Here is a 16,417-nt window from a genome sequence, read left to right as displayed (position 1 = left end):
GGCGGCCGCCTGGGAGATGTTGCGGCTCATCTCCCCCGAGGTGGCGCTCTGCTCCTCGACCGCGGCGGCGATGGCGGTGGAGTGCTCGCTGACGGCCGCGATGACCCCGCTGATGCCGCTGATGGCCGCGACGGCCGCGCCGGTGTCGGCCTGGATCGCCTCGATTCGGCGGGCGATGTCCTCGGTGGCCCTGGCCGTCTCCTGCGCCAGGTCCTTGACCTCGCCGGCCACCACGGCGAACCCCTTCCCGGCGTCTCCCGCGCGGGCCGCCTCGATGGTCGCGTTCAGGGCGAGCAGGTTGGTCTGCTCGGCGATGGAGGTGATCGTCTTGATCACGGAGCCGATCTCCGCCGAGGAGGCGCCCAGCTTGGCCACGGTGTCCCCGGCGGCCCGCACGGCCGCCACACCGCGGTCGGCCACCTGGGCGGCCTGGCTGATGCCGCCGGCGATCTCGGCGATGGAGGCGCTCATCTCCTCTCCGGCCGCCGCGATGGTCTGCACGTGGGCCGAGACCTGCACGGCGGTCGCGGCGACCTGGCCGGAGCGGGCGGCGGTGCCGGTCGCGGCGGCGTCCATCTCCCCGGAGACCGCGCTCAGCTCGCGCGAGGACCGCGCCAGGGTCGCGCAGTGCCGGCCGATCACGGTGAGCGCGTCGCGCAGCACGGTCACGGTCTGCTCCAGCGCCCGGGCCATGTCGCCCAGTTCGTCGTGGTGGGAGGTGTCGATGGAGACGGTCAGGTCCTTGGCGGCGAGGGACTCCATGACCGACACGTAGGAGCCGATGCGGCGCGAGACCCGGCGGGCCAGCAGTACGGCGGCGCCGCCCAGCAGCGCCGCGGCCAGTCCGGCGGTGACCAGGGTGAGGGCCTTGGCGTCGGAGGCGACCTCCTGCGCCCTGGCCGAGGTCTCGCCGGCCTGCGCGGCGATGCGCTGCTCCAGCCGGGGCAGGGCCTCGTCGAACTTCCGGTAGTGGCTCTCGAAGCCGGGGCGGGCCTCGGCGGCGCCGGTCTGCCCGGGGTCGCTGACCACCCGGCTGGCCAGGGTGACCACCCGCTGCCCGGTGGCGATCATCTCCTGGGCGGTGCCCTCCAGCTCCCGCACCTGGGGCGCCAGCTCCGGCCGGACCTCACCGACCCGGGCGAAGCCGGCGCGCAGCGCGTGCACGTGACCGCCGAGCAGGTCGAGAGCCTGCTGCCGTTCGGCGCCGTCACGGGTGGTCATCGCGTTCAGCACGTCCGCGCGGAAGGCCACCCGGGCGGTGTCGGCCGCCCCGACGGCCTCCAGCGCGGTCGCGGCGGCGCGCGCTTCCACCTGGGCCTCCTCCAGCTGGGAGATGCCCCGGTAGCCGATCAGGCCGGCCGCGCCGACGAGAAGGAAACCGGCCGCCGCCAGGGCCAGGATCTGATGCCGGATGGTGAGCTTCATCACTGCCTCTCCAGTCGCTTTCCCCCTGGTTCGACCGGAAGACGGCGAAGCTGAGTACTTAAGTGAGCCCGGTCACTGCCGATCCTCCGGACAGGACCCACAGCCCCACGAGCATCCCGGGAACGCCTCATGCGGATCACCACCTGGATCGCGGCCGCCGCCGCGGGCCTCCTCCTGACCGGCTGCGCCGCCGCGCCCGAGACCGCGGGCGGCTCCGGCGCGCGGACCTCCGCCGCCGGCGCCCACGTGCCCGACGATCTCCGCCGGGCGGGCGTCCTGGTCGTCGGCTCGGACATCTCCTACGCGCCGATGGAGTTCATGGACGGCGGCGAACCGGCCGGATTCGACGTCGACCTGGCCACCGCGGTCGCCGCGAAGCTCGGCCTGGAGCTGGAACTGCGCCAGACCTCCTGGAGCGAGCTGCTGGACCAGGTCGAGTCCGGCCGGCTGGACGCGGCCATGGCCTCCATCACCGACACTGCCGAGCGGCAGAAGCGCATCGACTTCGTCGACTACCTCAACGTCGGCTCCGTCGTCGTGGCGCGCAGCAAGCTGGACGGCGAGGGCATCACGGCCCTGTGCGGCCGGAGGGTCGCCGTCCCGCAGGCCACCATCTACGTCGATCTCGCCCAGGCGCAGAACAGGCGCTGCCCCGCGGGCGGGAAGATGACGGTCATCACCGTGCCCGCCCTGGCGGACTCCAAGGCCGCCGTGCTCGCCGGCAGGGCCGACGCCTATCTCGAGGACTTCCCGCCGGCCGCCGTCGCGGTCCGGGAGCACTCCTCCCTGCGCGTCTCCGGGCCGCAGATCGAGGCCGCGCCTTACGGCATCGCGGTCGCCAAGGACCGCGGCGACCTGCGCCGGGCCGTCCAGCTCGCCCTGTACGAGCTGTTCGACGACGGCACCTACGACAGGCTGCTGGACAAGTGGGAGATCACCGAGGGCTCCCTCAAGACAGGCGCGATCAACGGCGGCGCATGACCTGCGCCGCCGTCGGACCGCTAAACCGCCTGGCGCCCCCACCGGGAGGCCTGGCCCTACCGGGAGGCCTCGTCCAGCAGCGCGAGGTCCTCCTCGGTCAGCTTCACGTCGGCGACCGCGAGCAGCGGCCTGAGCTGCTCCACGTCGCGGGCGCTGGCGATCGGCGCGGCCACGGTCGGCTGGGCGGCCAGCCAGGCGAGCGCGACCGTGGCGGGGACGACGCCGTGGGCGGCGGCCACCGTGTCCAGCGCGTCCAGCACCCGCGGGCCGCGCTCGGTCGCGAGGTACTCCGACGCCTTGGGCGCGCGCGGGCTGTCCACCTCGGCCCCGGGACGGTACTTGCCGGTCAGGAAGCCCCGGGCCAGCCCGAAGTACGGCGTGCTGGTCAGGCAGCCCTCGACCACCGCGTCGCGCAGCGCGCCCTCGTAGCCGCGCTCCATCAGGTTGTAGTGCTGCTGGAGCACGCCGTAGCGGGCCAGGCCGTCGCGGTCGGAGATCTCCAGCGCCTCGGTGAGCCGCTCGGCGTCGTAGTTCGAGGCGCCGATGTTGCGCACCTTGCCCTCGCGGACCAGCCGGTCGAACGCCGTCAGCGTCTCCTCCAGCGGGGTCTCGCGGTCGTCGATGTGCGCCCAGTACAGGTCGATGTAGTCGGTCCGCAGCCGCCGCAGCGAGTCCTCGACCGCCGCGCGGATGTTCGCCGCGGACAGGCCCCTGCGCGTGGACAGGGAACCGACCTTGGTCGCCACCACCATCCGGTCGCGGTTGCCCCGGGCGGCCATCCACTCGCCGATGATCGTCTCCGACTCGCCGCCGGCGTGGCCGGGGATCCACTCGGAGTAGGAGTCCGCGGTGTCGATGAAGTTCCCGCCCGCCTCGGCGTAGGCGTCCAGGACCGCGAACGAGGCGTCCTGGTCGGCCGTCCAGCCGAAGACGTTGCCTCCCAGGCAGAGCGGGAAGAGGTTCAGCTCAGAAAAGCTCATGACCGCCACTCTATTGCCCGCCGATCGCTCACTTCCGGAGCATTCCCGCTGACGGCCCCGGCGTTAGCATGTGCCGCGTCGGACGGACGGGCGGGCGGAGGCGGCTGACATGGCACCGGGTTCGCGGTTGCGCGCACTCCTGGTCGGAGCCGTGGTCCTGACCGGGCTCTTCGTCCTGGTGGTGGCCGCGGCGATCGCGCTGATCACCCATCAGCGCGCCCCCGTCGCCGAGCCGGGCGGCGCCGCCGCCCCGACCGCTCCCGCCACCGAGGGGCCGCGGGACTCCGGGAGGCCGGAGCCGCCCGAGGGGGTCGAGGTGCTCCGGGAGCGGCGGATCGACGGGCGCACGCTGGACCTGACCCTGCGCTCGGCGGCCCTGGCCGACGTCACCACGGTACGGCTGCTGCTGCCGGAGGGCTGGTCCCCCGCGGCGGGCCGGACCTGGCCGACCCTCTGGCTGCTCCACGGCGGCCTGGACGACCACAGGGGCTGGTCGAGGTCGGACGTCGGGAAGCTGACCGCGGACGCCCCGGTGATCGTCGTGATGCCCGACGGCGGCAGGTGCGGCAGCTACTCCGACTGGCACAACGGCGGACAGGGCGGCCCGCCCCGCTGGGCCACCCACCACCTGAAGGAGCTGCTGCCCCTGCTGGAGAGCCGGTACGCGGCCGGCGGCGAGCGGGCGATCGCCGGCTACTCGATGGGCGGGCAGGGGGCGATGCTCTACGCCGCCACCGGGCGCTTCAAGGCCGCCGCCTCCTTCAGCGGCGCCGTGCACACGCTGCTGCCCGGCGTGGACATCGCCGTCATGATCGGCACCACCGCCGGTTGCCCCGGCACCGACTGGAAGCGCATCTGGGGTGATCCGCGCGCCGACCGGGAGGTCTGGGAGGAGCACGACCCCTACCACCAGGCCGGCAGGCTGCGCGGGGTCCGCCTCTACGTGGCCTCGGGCGACGGGCGCCCGGGGCAGGGGGAGCTGTTCGGCGACGTCACCGAGGAGCTGGCGCACAAGGCGGGCACCGCCTTCGCCGGCCGGCTGAAGGAGCTCGGCATCCCGGTCGAGACCCACTTCTACCGGGGCAAGCACAACATGACCTACTGGAACAAGGAGCTGCGCCGGGCGCTGCCCCTGCTCCTGTCCGAGATCGGCGCCGGCGGCTGAGCGGTACGGCGCCGCGGCCCGGGCGGTCACGCCGCGCGGCCCGGACCGGCCGTACGGTCCTGTCGCCCCGGCGGCATGGAATTCGTTCCGGCGGTGAGGTTATCGTCGGACCGTGGGAAGCCTCCGTCAGCGCACCAGGAGAGGACGGCGCGGCGACGGCACGGACGGCACCGCGGACGCAGGCGCGCGCGCCCGCATCCTGGACGCCGCCGAGGAGCTGTTCGCGCGCCACGGCTACGAGGCGACCCCCACGGCCCAGATCGCCCGGCTGGCCGGCGTGCCCAAGGGGCTCGTCTTCCACTACTTCCCGAAGAAGATCGACGTGCTGGTCGCGCTGGTCGACGAGCGCACGCTCGTGGTGGAGTCCCCGGAGGTGGAGGCCGTGCCGGGGGACGCGGCGGGCGCCCTGTCCCGGCTGGCCCGCCGCCTGCCGATCATCGCCTCCCCGGCCATGCGGCGCATCCTGTTCCGCGAGGCCGACACGCACGGCTCGGTCCGGGCCCGGCTCGGCCACCTCAACGGCGAGATCGTCCGCCGGGCGCGGTTCGCGCTGGAGCTGGCCCTGCCCGGCGCGCGCGGCGACGCCGCCCGGCTGGAGGTCGCGGCCGTCACCTTCGCCGCCGTCCTGCTCCATCAGGAGAACCTCTGCCAGCTCACCGGCCACCACATCGACCCGGACGCGGTCGCCGAGCTGATCGCCCTCGCCCTGGGCTGAAGGCCGTTCCCCCGTACGGCGTGCGGCACCCGGCCGGACGGCCGTGGCCGCGTGAAGCGCCGGGCGTCACCGGCCGGCCCGGCGGGTCACCCGGACGGGCGTACGAACAGCTCCAGGTGCGAGCACCTGGTGCAGCGGAAGGCGTCGATGGTCCAGCGCTGTCTTCCCATGCGCTTGGCCCCGCCGAGCATGCCCAGCTCCAGGGGACCCTCGATCCAGCGGCCGTAGCCCTTGCTGGCCTCGCCGGCGACCTCCCCGGGACGGGACCCGCGCCGGAGACTCCGGCGCGTCCGGCCCCTTCCGGTCATACCGGGCTCGGCTCCACCGGTCCCCCGGTCGCGGCGCGCTCCGGCCGGGCCGCCGGAGCGGGCGCCGGAGCCGGGCCGGCCAGCTCCAGCAGCTCGTCCATGGCCTCCTGGAGGTGCCCCATCAGCCGCCAGACGTCCTCCACCCGCTCCGGGCAGGCGACGAGGCCGAAGTCGAGCGAGCCGTCGTAGGAGAAACAGGTGATGCTGAGCCCGCCGGTCGCGTCGCTGAGCACCGACATCGGGTAGTAGCCGAGCAGCCGGGCCCCGCACAGGTAGAGCGGGAACTGCGGCCCGGGCACGTTGGAGACGATCAGGTTGACCGGCGGCGCGCCCAGCGCGGCCAGCCGGAAGAGCGCGGGGGTGGCCAGCGCGGTCACCGGCGCGGGCACCATCGAGGTCAGCTCGCTCGGCCAGGCCGAGGGGGAGCCGGCGAAGCGGCGCTTGGCGGTGCGCATCACCGCGCCGGCGGTCCGCAGCCGCTCCAGCGGGTCGGCGACGTCGGTCGGCATCGGGGCGACCATGGCCGAGATCTGGTTGCCGACGGTGACTCCGGCCCGGTCGCGCGTGCGGACCGAGACGGGGACCGCGGCGATCAGCGGCCGGTCCGGGAGCGCGCCGCGCTCCTTCAGCCACGAGCGCAGTGCCGAGGAGCACAGGGCCATGACCACGTCGTTGACGCTCATCCCGAAGGTCCTGGCCACCCGCCTGATGTCGGCCAGGGGGACGGACCCGTAGGAGAAGCGCCGCCCCGCGCTGATCGGGCCGTTGAACGGGGTGCGCGGAGCCGCCAGCGAGGGCAGCGCCGGCAGGGTCTTCGTCTCGCCCCGGATCACCCGGGTCGTGGCGGCGAGCAGGCGCGCCCCGGGCAGGGTGGCGGCGACCGGGATCGCGTCGAGGTCGGCCACGGCGCGGCCGAGGGAGCGCAACGCCCGCAGCGGGTGGGTCGCCGACCGGGTGACGGCCCCGGCGAGCATCGTCACGAGCCCCGGCGCGGTGGTCCGCGCCTCCTCCTGCGGCGGCTCGACCGTGCGGGGCTCGGGGGTGAGGTCCAGCAGCGCGGCCAGGGTCTCCGCGCCCGACACCCCGTCGATGGCGCAGTGGTGGACCTTGGCGTAGAGGGCGGCCCGGCCGCCGGTCAGGCCCTGGATCAGGTGCATCTCCCAGAGCGGGTGGCGGCGGTCCAGCCGCCGCTCGTGGAGCCGGGCGACCGCCTCGGCGAGCTGGGACTCGTCGCCCGGCATCGGCAGGGTCGTCTCGTGCACGTGGCGGGCGACGTCGAAGGCGGGGTCCTCCGTCCAGTACGGGTGGTCCAGGCCGAAGGGCACGCTCACCAGGCGCAGCCTGAGCGCGGGCGCCAGGTGGATGCGCTCGCGCAGGAGGCCGATGAGGGACTCCCGGGTGATCCGGCCGTCGGGGGCGCCGGAGGGGTCCAGGACGGCGACGCCGGCCACGTGGACGGCGGTGGTGGCCGACTCGGCGTGCAGGAACTGCGCGTCGAGCGGGGTCAGCTGGCGCATCGTCTGAGCCTCTCGGCGGAAGGAATGGTCACGGCCGGGCGGAGCTGGATTTCGGACGGACGTTGCAACGGAATCCGCAACGGACTCTGCCATCATCACCCCGGTTCGTTTCGTCTGCGTTTCCGTGGAGCGACTGTAGGAGTCTTTCAGATGAAATCGGCAATCGCGAACGTCGATTTCGGTAACGTGTCGTGCCTGATCAGCGCATGCCATGGTCATGCGGGGGAGACGACCTCCGGACCCGTTGAGATTACCTTTCCGTGCGGCTGGCGGTGCCGCTAGACGTTTATGACCCTTACCGGATGGCGCACAACCGCATCAAAGAGATAGCCCAATTCGTTGTAAGGGCTTTCCAGTGGCTGGGTCGCGCCGGTCTCGTCGGCGGCCCGGGCGAGCAGGACCTGCGGGCCGGTCCCGCGGGGGCTCCAGGCGACGTGCCAGCGGGTCCAGGCGCCGGCGAGGTGCGGGCCGCCGTGCAGGCAGGCGGGGTGCCAGGTGGCGCCGGCGTCGGTGCTCACCTCGACCGAGGTGATCCGGCCCCGCCCCGACCAGGACCTGCCGTGCAGCACGTGGGTGCGCCCGGCGGCCAGCGGGGCCTCCCAGGGCAGCTCGAAGGCGCTCTTGATCCCCGTGACGGTCAGCGGGGGACCGCCCTGCGGCGGGTGCTGCCCGCCGTACATCCGGTAGAACTCCGTGGTCCACGGTGAGGAGAGCGGCTCGGCGGAGACCTCGATGTCGCCCACCCACTTGACCGAGGCCAGCCCGATCCACGACGGCACGACCAGCCGGACCGGGTGGCCGTGGTCGGGCGGGAGCGGCTCGCCGTTCATCTCGTAGGCCAGGATGACGTCGTCGAGCGCCTTGGCGACCGGGAGCGGGCGCCGCACCCGGCCGTGGTCGACCCCGTCGGCCACGTAGGCGGGGTCGAGGCCGCGCGGCATCACGTCGACGGCCTGAGGGGTGATCCCGGCCAGGTCCAGCACCGCGGCCAGCGGCACCCCGCGCCAGCGGGCCACCCCGGCGGCGCCGAGCCGCCACGGCGTGCCGGTCACCTCCTGGTGCTGCTGGTCGGTGAAGAACCGCCGGCCGTTGCCCGCGCACTCGATCAGCACGTCGCGGGTGACGGCGGGCAGCGCGAGCAGCTCCTCGTAGCCGAAGCTCCGCGGGTTGCGCAGCCCCGAGCCGTGCAGCTCCAGCCGCCAGGAGGCCGCGTCGACGATCGGGGTGCGGGTGTGGTTGCGCACGAAGAAGCGCTCGGCGGGCACGTGGTAGCCCGCGTCGCGCAGCGCCTCCCAGCGCGTCTCGGCGCAGGAGCCGTGCACCGCGAACAGCTCCGGCGGCAGAGGCTTGACGATGGCGGGCGCGTCCGGTCCCTCGTGCGGCATGGACCCCTCCTTATTACGACCATTCCCTACTGGGATAGTATGCAATTTGGCGGGGGAGGTCCACGGAACCTCAGCGGCCCAGGAATGCCAGGAGCCGCTCCAGCGGCCAGGCGTTGATCACATCCTCCGCGGTCAGCCACGCCCGCTGCGCGATCCCGACGCCGAACCGCTGGTTCCCCAGATGTGGCACCGCGTGCGCGTCGCTGTCGATGGAGAAGACCACTCCGTGGTGGCGGGCCAGCCGTACCAGGTGGTCGGGGAGGTCGGAGCGGTCCGGGAAGGAGTCGATCTCCATCGCCGTGCCGGTGCGGGCGGCGGCGCGGAAGACCGCGTCCCAGTCGGCGTCCACCGGCTCCCGCCTGCCGATCAGCCGGGTCGTGGGATGCCCGATGACGTGCACGTGAGGGTTCTCGCAGGCCGCGACGAACCGCCGCGTCATCTCCTCGCGGGACTGGGTGAAATGGGAGTGCACGCTCGCCACGCACACGTCGAAGCCCGCCAGGACCTCGGCCGGCCAGTCGACCGAGCCGTCCGGGCCGATGTTGAGCTCGGTGCCGTGCAGCAGCCGCATGTCCGGATATCTACCCTGCAGCTCCCGGATCCGCTCGCGCTGCTCCAGTGCCTTGTCCAGGGTCATCCGGTGCATCGCCAGGTCCGGGGCGTGGTCGGTGACCGCGTAGTAGGAGTGGCCGCGCGCGCGGGCGGCGGCGACCATCTCCTCCAGCGGGGCGATGCCGTCGGTCAGGTCGGTGTGGGTGTGCAGGTCGCCCTTCAGATCGTCCAGGGTGACCAGCTCCGGCAGCGCGCCCTCCAGCGCGGCCTGGATCTCCCCGCCGTCCTCGCGCAGCGTGGGCGGGACCCACTCCATGCCGAGCGCGCGGTAGACGTCCTCCTCCTCGGCCGCCGCGATCACCCTCTCGCCCTCGAAGAGGCCGTACTCGGAGAGCTTCCACCCCCGCTTCACCGCCATCTCGCGCAACCGCACGTTGTGCGGCTGCGAGCCCGTGAAGTAGAGCAGCCCCGCGCCCCACGACTCCGCCGGGATCAGCCGCAGGTCCACCTGCACGCCCTGGTGGGTGCGGACCGAGGTCTTCTTCTCGCCCGAGGCGATGACCTCCGCCACGTACGGCTGGGCCTTGAAGACGTCCATCAGCTCAGGCGGGGCCACCGCCAGCACGTCGACGTCGCCCGCGGTGTCCCGCATCCGGCGCACCGAACCGGCGTAGGCGATGCGCTCGGCCCCGCCCGCCAGCGAGGCGACGACCCGCTCGGCCAGGTCCGCCGCCACGCCCAGGTGCACCCGGACGCTGGTCCGCGCCAGCTGCTCGACGCCGCGCAGGAGGTTCTCCTCCGTCTTGGGGCCGAAGCCCTTCACCCCCTTGAGGCGTCCCGCCCGGATCGCCTCGGCCAGTGCCTCCGGCGAGTCGACGCCCAGCTCCTGATAGAGGAAGACCGCCTTCTTCGGCCCGAGCGAGGGCACCCGGGTCAGCCGCCGCACCCCCTCGGGAACCCTGGTCCGCAACTCGTCGAGCTGCCGGAAACCGCCCCGCTCGAGATACTCCTCGACCTTCTTGGCGATCGCCTCGCCCACCCCCGGCACGCTCCGCACGGCCACGGCCGCGATGTCCTCCGGGAATCCCGCGATCGCCTTGGCCGCCTTCTGGTAGCTGCGGACCCGGAACGCGTCGCCGCCCGTCATCGCGAACAGCTCGGCGTACTCCTCCAGGGCGGCGGCCACATCGTCATTCGCTCGTGCCATGCGCCCACCCTAGGAGATCACCCCGACGGTTTCCGGGCCCCCGGGACCGCGCCGGGCACGGCGGGCGGCGACGGCGGCCGCGGCGGGCCCGGCGCCGGGGACGGCAACGGGCCGGGTACGGCGGGCGGGGGCGACGGCGGCGCGGGTACGGCCGGCGCCGGGGACGACGACGGGCCGGGTACGGCCGGCGGCAGGAACCGCGCCAGCGGGGCGGGCAGCCACCAGTTGCCCCGCCCCAGCAGCCGCATCAGCGCCGGGACCATGACCAGGCGGACGAGCACGGCGTCGATGGTGATCGCCGCCGCGACGGCGAAACCGAGCTGCCGGATCTCCAGCCGGTGGGCGGTCGCCAGCCCGGCGAAGGTGACGACCATGACCGCGGCGGCCAGGGTGACGGTGCGGGCGCTGTGCCGCAGCCCCAGCGCGACCGCCTCGGTCTCGCCGGCGCCCGCGCGGCGGTACTCGGCGATGCGGCGCACCACGAACACCTCGTAGTCCATCGACAGGCCGAACACCAGCGTGAGCAGGGCCACCGGCAGCACCGCCGAGACCGTCCGGGACGGCCCGCCGAACACCCAGACCGTCAGCCCGAAGGCCGCCGCAACCGTCAGCAGGTTCAGCAGCACCGCCTTGACCGGGAGCAGCAGGCTGCGGAAGGCCGCCAGCAGGAACAGCAGCGAGCCGGACAGCACCAGCGCGGCCACGTGCCAGAGCCGGTCCGTGCTCGCCGCGCCCAGGTCGGCCATCATCGCGGCGGGCCCGCCGGCCAGCACCCGCTGCCCGGCGGGCAGCAGCTCCGGGGCCAGCTCCCGCGTGATGCGCTCGTTGAGCGCCGCCGCGCCCGCCCGGTCGGGGGCCTGGTCGCTCAGCACCATGACGACCGTCAGATCGCGGCCGTTGTCGACGGGCACGGTCAGCGACACCCGCGGGTCCTCGCGCAGCGCCTCCTCCAGCGCGGAGGTGTCCACGGGGAGGGCTCCCGGCGGGTGGGGGAGCAGCACCGCCGTCAGCCCGGCCACCCCGTCGGCCTCCATCCGCGCCAGGCCGCGGCCCGCGTCGGTGCCCGCGATGGACGTCCGGTCGACGTCCATGCCCAGCCGGACGCCCGGCAGCGGGGCGGCGGCCAGCAGCAGGAGCGCGGTCGCGCCGGCCAGGTACGGCCAGGGACGGCGCATCAGATGCCGCGCCCAGCGCGCCCACCCGTCCCCGCCGGCCCCGTCCTCCTGGTGCGCCTGGTGCGCCCGGCGCCAGGGCAGGGCGCCGAACCCCAGGAAGCGGTCGCACCCGGCCAGCAGGGCCGGCAGCAGCGTCAGCGCCGCGGCCGGCGCCACCACCGCCGCCACCACGGCGGGCCCGGCCAGCGACCGGACCGGCTCGACCCGTACGGCCAGCAGGGCGCACGCGGCCAGGCCGACCGCCACCGCGCACCAGCACACCGTCGTCCCCGCGGTGGAGGCGGCCGCGTCGGCCGCCGGGAACCGGCCGAGACCCCGCCCGCGCGCCTGCCGGTAGCGCGAGGTGACCAGCAGCGCGTAGTCCAGCCCCAGCCCCAGCGCGACGGAGCAGGCGACCGTCAGCATCAGCGTGTCCGGCCCGGATCCCGGACCGAACCCCGCCACGGCCAGCGCGCCGGCTGTGACCGCGACCGCGGCCCCGGCGACGGCCAGCGGGACCAGCGCCGCCCCCAGCGACCCGAGCCCCACCGTGAGCACCAGCAGGGCCAGCGGGGCGGCCATCGCCTCGGCGGCCCGCAGATCGGCCAGGTCCACGTCCTTCACCTCGGTGAACAGCGGCGTCATCCCGACCAGGGAGACGCCGACCGCGCCGCCGGAGGCCCGCTCCACGGCCTGGCGCAGGACGGCGCGCTGGTCCGCCAGGCGCCGCTGCCGGAGGGTCTCGTCCCCGGCCAGCCCGACCAGCGCGTACAGGTTGCGCGGATCCTGCCCGGCCACCAGCGGCAGGACCTGGACCGTGCCGACCCCCGGCCGCCCGGCCAGCGCCCGCAGCGCCGTACCGACCGCGCGCAGGTACGCCGGGTCGTCGGCCCGCAGGTCATCCGGGGTCGCGGAGGTGAACGCCGCGACCACCTGCTCCGTGCCCGTGCCGGGGAACCCCTGCTCCAGCAGCGCGGCGGCCCTGGCCGACGGGGAGCCCTCCACCTGAAGGGACGGGGTCTCCAGTGCCCGGACCATCCCCGGCAGCAGCGCGAGCGAGACCGCCACGGCCACCAGCCACACCCCGATCACCGGCCGGTGGTGCCGCGCCGCCCACGCCCCCACCCGTCCCGCGGGCCCGGCGGGCGGCTCCGGCGGACGGGACGGGGCGGACCCGGTGCCGAGGCGTTCGGCCGGCAGCGTCATCGATCGTCTCCAGCGTGGGGCCCCGGCCGTCCGGCCGGGAGCGCTGACAGGGAGCCGGTCCGCGCCGTTCCGCACGACGCCGTCCGGGCCGATCGGGAGACCCGGTATCCGGGGCGAACCCGCGGATCGCCTCCGGGGATCACCACCGCATGCTACAGATGGTCTCCATAAAACTACTGTGCGTCACCGAAATCGCCAGGGGGAACCCATGACCGTCCCATCCCGGACCGCCGGCCGCAGCCGTCCCGGCGGGCATCCCGGAGGAGCCCGCACCCCGCGCCCGCTGCTGCTCGGCCCGCTCGCCGCCCTCGCCGTCCTGCTCACCGCGGCGGTCCCCGCCGCCTCCGCGGCGGCCCGCACCGCCGCCCCGGCCTCGGCCGCACCGGCTCCGGCCGCCCCGGCCAAACTCGTCTGCAACGTGGCCACCGAGCCGGGACGGCCGGTCACCTTCACCCCGGCGATCGGCCTGCTGCCCGCGAACGTCACCGCCAAGGGCACGCTCCGGCTGAGCTCCTGCACCTCTCCCGACGGCTCCCACCCCCGCATCAGGAGCGGCCGCCTGGCCGTGCGGGGGACGGGGCAGGCCAGCTGCACCGGCGTCTCCGGCCTGCGCAGCCGGGCCGCCATCACCTGGTACGACACCCAGGGCCGCGCCGCGGGCACCTCCAGGATCCGCTCGGAGTCCCGCGAGCTGTCCGGGACCAACCCCGCCGACGCCCTGCTGGTCGGCAGGGTGTCCTCCGGCCCGCTGAAGGGACGCCGCGTCGAGGGCCGCGCCACCCCCACCACCAGCCTCACCTCCTGCACCGTCAGCGGGATCTCCGCCATCGAGGGCAGCGGCCGCCTGACCGTCTCCTGAGGCCCGCGCCCCGGCGGGCGGCCCCTCAGCGCCGCACCTGGTACACGTGGTTGACCGGGGTGGAGGCGACCAGGCGCACGTCGGAGAAGCCCGCCTCCTCCAGCACCCGGTGCAGCACCGGCTCGCCCGCCTGCGCGCCCAGCGCCTCGCCGCCCTGCGAGATGGCGTTGGGCACGCACAGGTAGGTCGAGGCCGCGTAGTACATGCGCCCTATCGGGTGGAAGTTGTCCTGGACCCGGTCCCCGGCGGCCGGCTCCACCAGCAACCAGGTCCCGCCCTCGCCCAGCGCTTCACGCACGCGCCGGGCCGCGCCCACCGGGTCGCCGTAGTCGTGCAGGGCGTCGAAGGTGCAGACCAGGTCGTAGCCGCCCGCCGGGATCTCGCTCGCCGCGCGGACCGTGAACCGCGCCCGTTCGGAGACGCCCGCCGCCTCGGCCGCCTCGCGCGCCCGCTCGATCGAGGCGTCGTGGTAGTCGAAGCCCTGGAACTCGGAGGCCGGGTAGGCCTGGGCCATCAGGATCGTGGTGACCCCGTACCCGCAGCCGACGTCGGCCACCCGGGCGCCACCGGTGAGCCGCTCGTGCACCCCGTCGAGGGCCGGGATCCACTCGCTCACCAGATGCGCGGCGTACCCGCTGCGGAAGAAGTCGGCGACCCCCGCCACGAGCTCCTCGTCCTGCTCGTGCCAGCCGATGCCCTCCCCGCTGCGCATGGCCGCCTCCAGCCGGTCGAGCCCGCTCAGCGCCCGCACGGTGAGGCGGAACATCGCCCCGAGGTTCAGCGGCCCCCGCGGGTTGAACGCCAGCGCGTGCTCCGGCGCCAGGCCGTACCGGTCGCCGTCCGGGTCGTAGGTGAGATAGCCGCCGGCGGCCTGGGCGCGGGCCCACTCCCGCACGTAGCGCTCGGCCGTGCCGGTCCGCCCGGCCAGCTCGGCGCTCGTCAGCGGACCGCGGGCCAGCGCCTCGTAGAGGCCGAGCTTCAGGCCCAGCACGATGAGGCCCGCCGAGGTCGTCGCCCCGGCGTCGGTGATCGCCCGCTGCAGCAGCCCGTCCAGCCGCCCGGAGTCGACGGTGAGGGAGGCGGGGTCCGGCCACGCGCCCTCCGCCCGCCGGTTCGCGGAGGTGGTGTCGATATGAGACATGATCGGGTCCTTTCCGGCCGACGGTCGTGGCGGAGGCATGCCCGTGACACGGGCCCACCACGGTTTTCTCCCCACGTGCGGCGCGTACTACGACGCGGGAGCGGGAACGTTCCAGGGAAAGGATTTCGATATGACCGTTTCGATCGAACTCGTCGGCGGCCTGGCGCCGGGCGACCCCGGCGAGGTCCTGACCGCCCTGCGCACGGTGTCGGACGCGCTGCGCGCCGAGGGCGACGCCCGGGCGATCTTCCCCGACGTCTACGCGGTGATCACCGAAGGGGTGGTCGACGGCATGGCCTCCGGTCTCTTCACGGAGCCGGAGTTCATCTCCCGGCTGGCCGGCCGCTTCGCCCGCCGCTACCTGGAGACGCTCTCCTGGTCGCTGTCCGGACTGCCGCAGGACTGCGCCGCCTGGTCCGCCGCCTACGGCCAGGTGGGCCGCTCCGGCGTGGCCGCCATCCAGCACGCGGGGCTCGGCATCAGCGCCCACGTCAACTTCGACCTCGCCCTCGGCACCGCCGAGGTCGTGGCGGAGCTCGCCCCCCGCCGCGACCCCGCGCTCCTGCGCACGCTCAAACGGGACTACGACGCGGTCAACCACGTCCTGAAGGACGCCGCGCCCCGGGTGATGAGCCTGCTCGCCGAGCGCTACGGCTGCCCGGTCGCCCCGGTGTTCACCGGCGTCACGGGCTGGCCGGCCCGCACGCAGGCGCTGGCGATGGTCCTCCAGTGGCGCGAACTGGTCTGGCGCAACACCCTGGACCTGCTGAACGCCCCGGACGCGGCCTCCCGGCAGGCCGTCGTCGACCGGCTGGAGCTCAACTCCCGGGTCGTGGCCCTGTTCATCACCGGGCCGCCCGTGGTGGCCCCCGCCGTGGACCTCGCCGTGGACCTCGCCGTGGACCTCACCGTGGGGCTCACCGTGGGCCTCACCCGCCGCCTGGCCCGCGTCCTCCCGCCCGTCCCGCCCGTCCCGGCCGCCCTGGCCCGCCGCGTCCTCCGCACCGTCGCCGCCTGAACCGCGCCGCACCGTCGCCGTCCGAACCGCGCCGCACCGTCGCCGTCCGAACCGCGCCGGCGGATCCCGGGCACCCGGCCGCCCCGGCTCCCGGCTACGCGGCCCGGCCACGGAGGACCCCGACGTCCGGCGCTGGATACGGCGGATCGACGCCGCCCGCAAGCAGAAGCCCGCCGGCCCCGGGCTCGGATCGGAGGCGGACGGCCGACGGGCTGCAGTGGAACCTCCATGTCCGCGGGCCGGAGGACAACGAATCCGGGGGAGCGGTCGACGCGGACGCCGACGGCGACCTCGCCTCCGACGACGACTCCGTGCGGGTCTGGGACCTGCGCACGGCACGCCTGCTGCGCGAGGCGCGCGCCGGCATCCTCCCCCCGCTCTCTGTGGCGATCACCGGGACGCTCGTCCTGGCCGCCGACCACCGGGACGTCGTCGCGTGGGACCTGGCCGGCGACGGGCCGGTGCTCGGTGTGGCGACCGCCCACGTCGGTGGGCGCCCGGTGGCGGTGACCTGCGGGCAGGACCGCACGCTGCGGACCTGGGACCTGCGCACCGGCGAGCAGACCGCGCCCCCGGCACTTCCGCTGGCCGGTCTCCGCGCTGGCCTGGCACCCCGGCGGACGGCTCGTCGCGGGCTTCTCCTGGGAGATCGCCGCCTTCGACGAGGTGCCGCCCGCCTGACGGGGGCAGGAGGAGCCCCGAGGGGCGCCGGGGTCTCCAGGGCCGGCGGCCGGAGGCTCCGGCGACCGGCCCGGCGACCGGCCCCGCGGCCGGGTCGGTGACCGGTCGCGGGCCGCGGGGTCG

14 protein-coding genes are annotated in these 16,417 nt (G+C 74.8%); 6 read left to right on the top strand and 8 right to left on the bottom strand.

Annotated features, from left to right (window positions below; translation table 11 throughout):
• The coding region (locus tag ACFOWE_RS01175; RefSeq protein WP_377284845.1) for a methyl-accepting chemotaxis protein at positions 1 to 1,425 on the bottom strand (1,425 nt) is incomplete at its 3' end.
• A gap of 129 nt (positions 1,426 to 1,554) precedes the next feature.
• On the opposite strand from ACFOWE_RS01175, the gene ACFOWE_RS01170 reads away from it, so the two are divergent.
• Positions 1,555 to 2,406: an ABC transporter substrate-binding protein gene (locus ACFOWE_RS01170; protein ID WP_377284844.1), complete on the top strand. Its 852-nt coding sequence runs from the start codon at positions 1,555 to 1,557 to the stop codon at positions 2,404 to 2,406.
• Positions 2,407 to 2,462: 56 nt separating this feature from the next.
• Here ACFOWE_RS01170 and ACFOWE_RS01165 read toward each other — a convergent pair whose 3' ends face one another.
• Positions 2,463 to 3,386, bottom strand: coding sequence for an aldo/keto reductase (locus tag ACFOWE_RS01165; protein ID WP_377284843.1), 924 nt, complete (start codon positions 3,384 to 3,386; stop codon positions 2,463 to 2,465).
• A 109-nt stretch (positions 3,387 to 3,495) separates the two neighbouring features.
• On the opposite strand from ACFOWE_RS01165, the gene ACFOWE_RS01160 reads away from it, so the two are divergent.
• On the top strand, positions 3,496 to 4,551 hold the full coding sequence (locus ACFOWE_RS01160; RefSeq protein ID WP_377284842.1) for an alpha/beta hydrolase: 1,056 nt from the start codon (positions 3,496 to 3,498) through the stop codon (positions 4,549 to 4,551).
• A gap of 112 nt (positions 4,552 to 4,663) precedes the next feature.
• On the top strand, positions 4,664 to 5,266 hold the full coding sequence (locus ACFOWE_RS01155) for a TetR/AcrR family transcriptional regulator (RefSeq protein ID WP_377284841.1): 603 nt from the start codon (positions 4,664 to 4,666) through the stop codon (positions 5,264 to 5,266).
• An 86-nt stretch (positions 5,267 to 5,352) separates the two neighbouring features.
• On the opposite strand, the gene ACFOWE_RS01150 is transcribed toward ACFOWE_RS01155, so the two are convergent.
• The 5 genes from ACFOWE_RS01150 to ACFOWE_RS01130 all read right to left on the bottom strand — a co-directional run bounded on the left by ACFOWE_RS01150 (position 5,353) and on the right by ACFOWE_RS01130 (position 12,595).
• On the bottom strand, positions 5,353 to 5,574 hold the full coding sequence (locus tag ACFOWE_RS01150) for a hypothetical protein (protein WP_377284840.1): 222 nt from the start codon (positions 5,572 to 5,574) through the stop codon (positions 5,353 to 5,355).
• On the bottom strand, positions 5,571 to 7,091 hold the full coding sequence (locus ACFOWE_RS01145; protein WP_377284839.1) for a WS/DGAT/MGAT family O-acyltransferase: 1,521 nt from the start codon (positions 7,089 to 7,091) through the stop codon (positions 5,571 to 5,573). Before ACFOWE_RS01145 ends, ACFOWE_RS01150 begins: the two co-directional genes overlap by 4 nt.
• Before the next feature lie 278 nt (positions 7,092 to 7,369).
• On the bottom strand, positions 7,370 to 8,476 hold the full coding sequence (locus ACFOWE_RS01140; RefSeq protein WP_377284838.1) for a sulfite oxidase: 1,107 nt from the start codon (positions 8,474 to 8,476) through the stop codon (positions 7,370 to 7,372).
• Between the two features lie 70 nt (positions 8,477 to 8,546).
• Positions 8,547 to 10,235 (bottom strand): DNA polymerase/3'-5' exonuclease PolX, encoded by a 1,689-nt coding sequence (gene polX, locus ACFOWE_RS01135; RefSeq protein WP_377284837.1) that lies wholly within the window; start codon positions 10,233 to 10,235, stop codon positions 8,547 to 8,549.
• Positions 10,236 to 10,252: 17 nt separating this feature from the next.
• Complete coding sequence (locus ACFOWE_RS01130; RefSeq protein ID WP_377284836.1) at positions 10,253 to 12,595, bottom strand: MMPL family transporter; 2,343 nt, start codon at positions 12,593 to 12,595, stop codon at positions 10,253 to 10,255.
• Between the two features lie 208 nt (positions 12,596 to 12,803).
• Here ACFOWE_RS01130 and ACFOWE_RS01125 point away from each other — a divergent pair, with 208 nt between their 5' ends.
• Entirely contained in the window at positions 12,804 to 13,454 is a 651-nt protein-coding gene (locus ACFOWE_RS01125) for a hypothetical protein (protein ID WP_377284835.1), read from the top strand.
• Positions 13,455 to 13,479: 25 nt separating this feature from the next.
• On the opposite strand, the gene ACFOWE_RS01120 is transcribed toward ACFOWE_RS01125, so the two are convergent.
• The gene (locus ACFOWE_RS01120) at positions 13,480 to 14,595 is read right to left on the bottom strand and encodes a class I SAM-dependent methyltransferase (protein ID WP_377284834.1); all 1,116 of its coding nucleotides are present in this window, start codon (positions 14,593 to 14,595) and stop codon (positions 13,480 to 13,482) included.
• 130 nt (positions 14,596 to 14,725) lie between these two features.
• On the opposite strand from ACFOWE_RS01120, the gene ACFOWE_RS01115 reads away from it, so the two are divergent.
• A complete protein-coding gene (locus ACFOWE_RS01115) occupies positions 14,726 to 15,613 on the top strand; it encodes a DUF5995 family protein (protein ID WP_377284833.1) in 888 nt (295 codons plus the stop codon).
• A 311-nt stretch (positions 15,614 to 15,924) separates the two neighbouring features.
• Entirely contained in the window at positions 15,925 to 16,395 is a 471-nt protein-coding gene (locus tag ACFOWE_RS01110) for a hypothetical protein (RefSeq protein WP_377284832.1), read from the top strand.
• Positions 16,396 to 16,417 lie beyond the last annotated feature (22 nt).

The organism is Planomonospora corallina (genome assembly GCF_042650625.1).
GTDB lineage: Bacteria > Actinomycetota > Actinomycetes > Streptosporangiales > Streptosporangiaceae > Planomonospora_B > Planomonospora_B corallina.
Note: the sequence above shows the minus strand (reverse complement) of the source record. Positions and strands in the feature narration are given on the sequence as shown.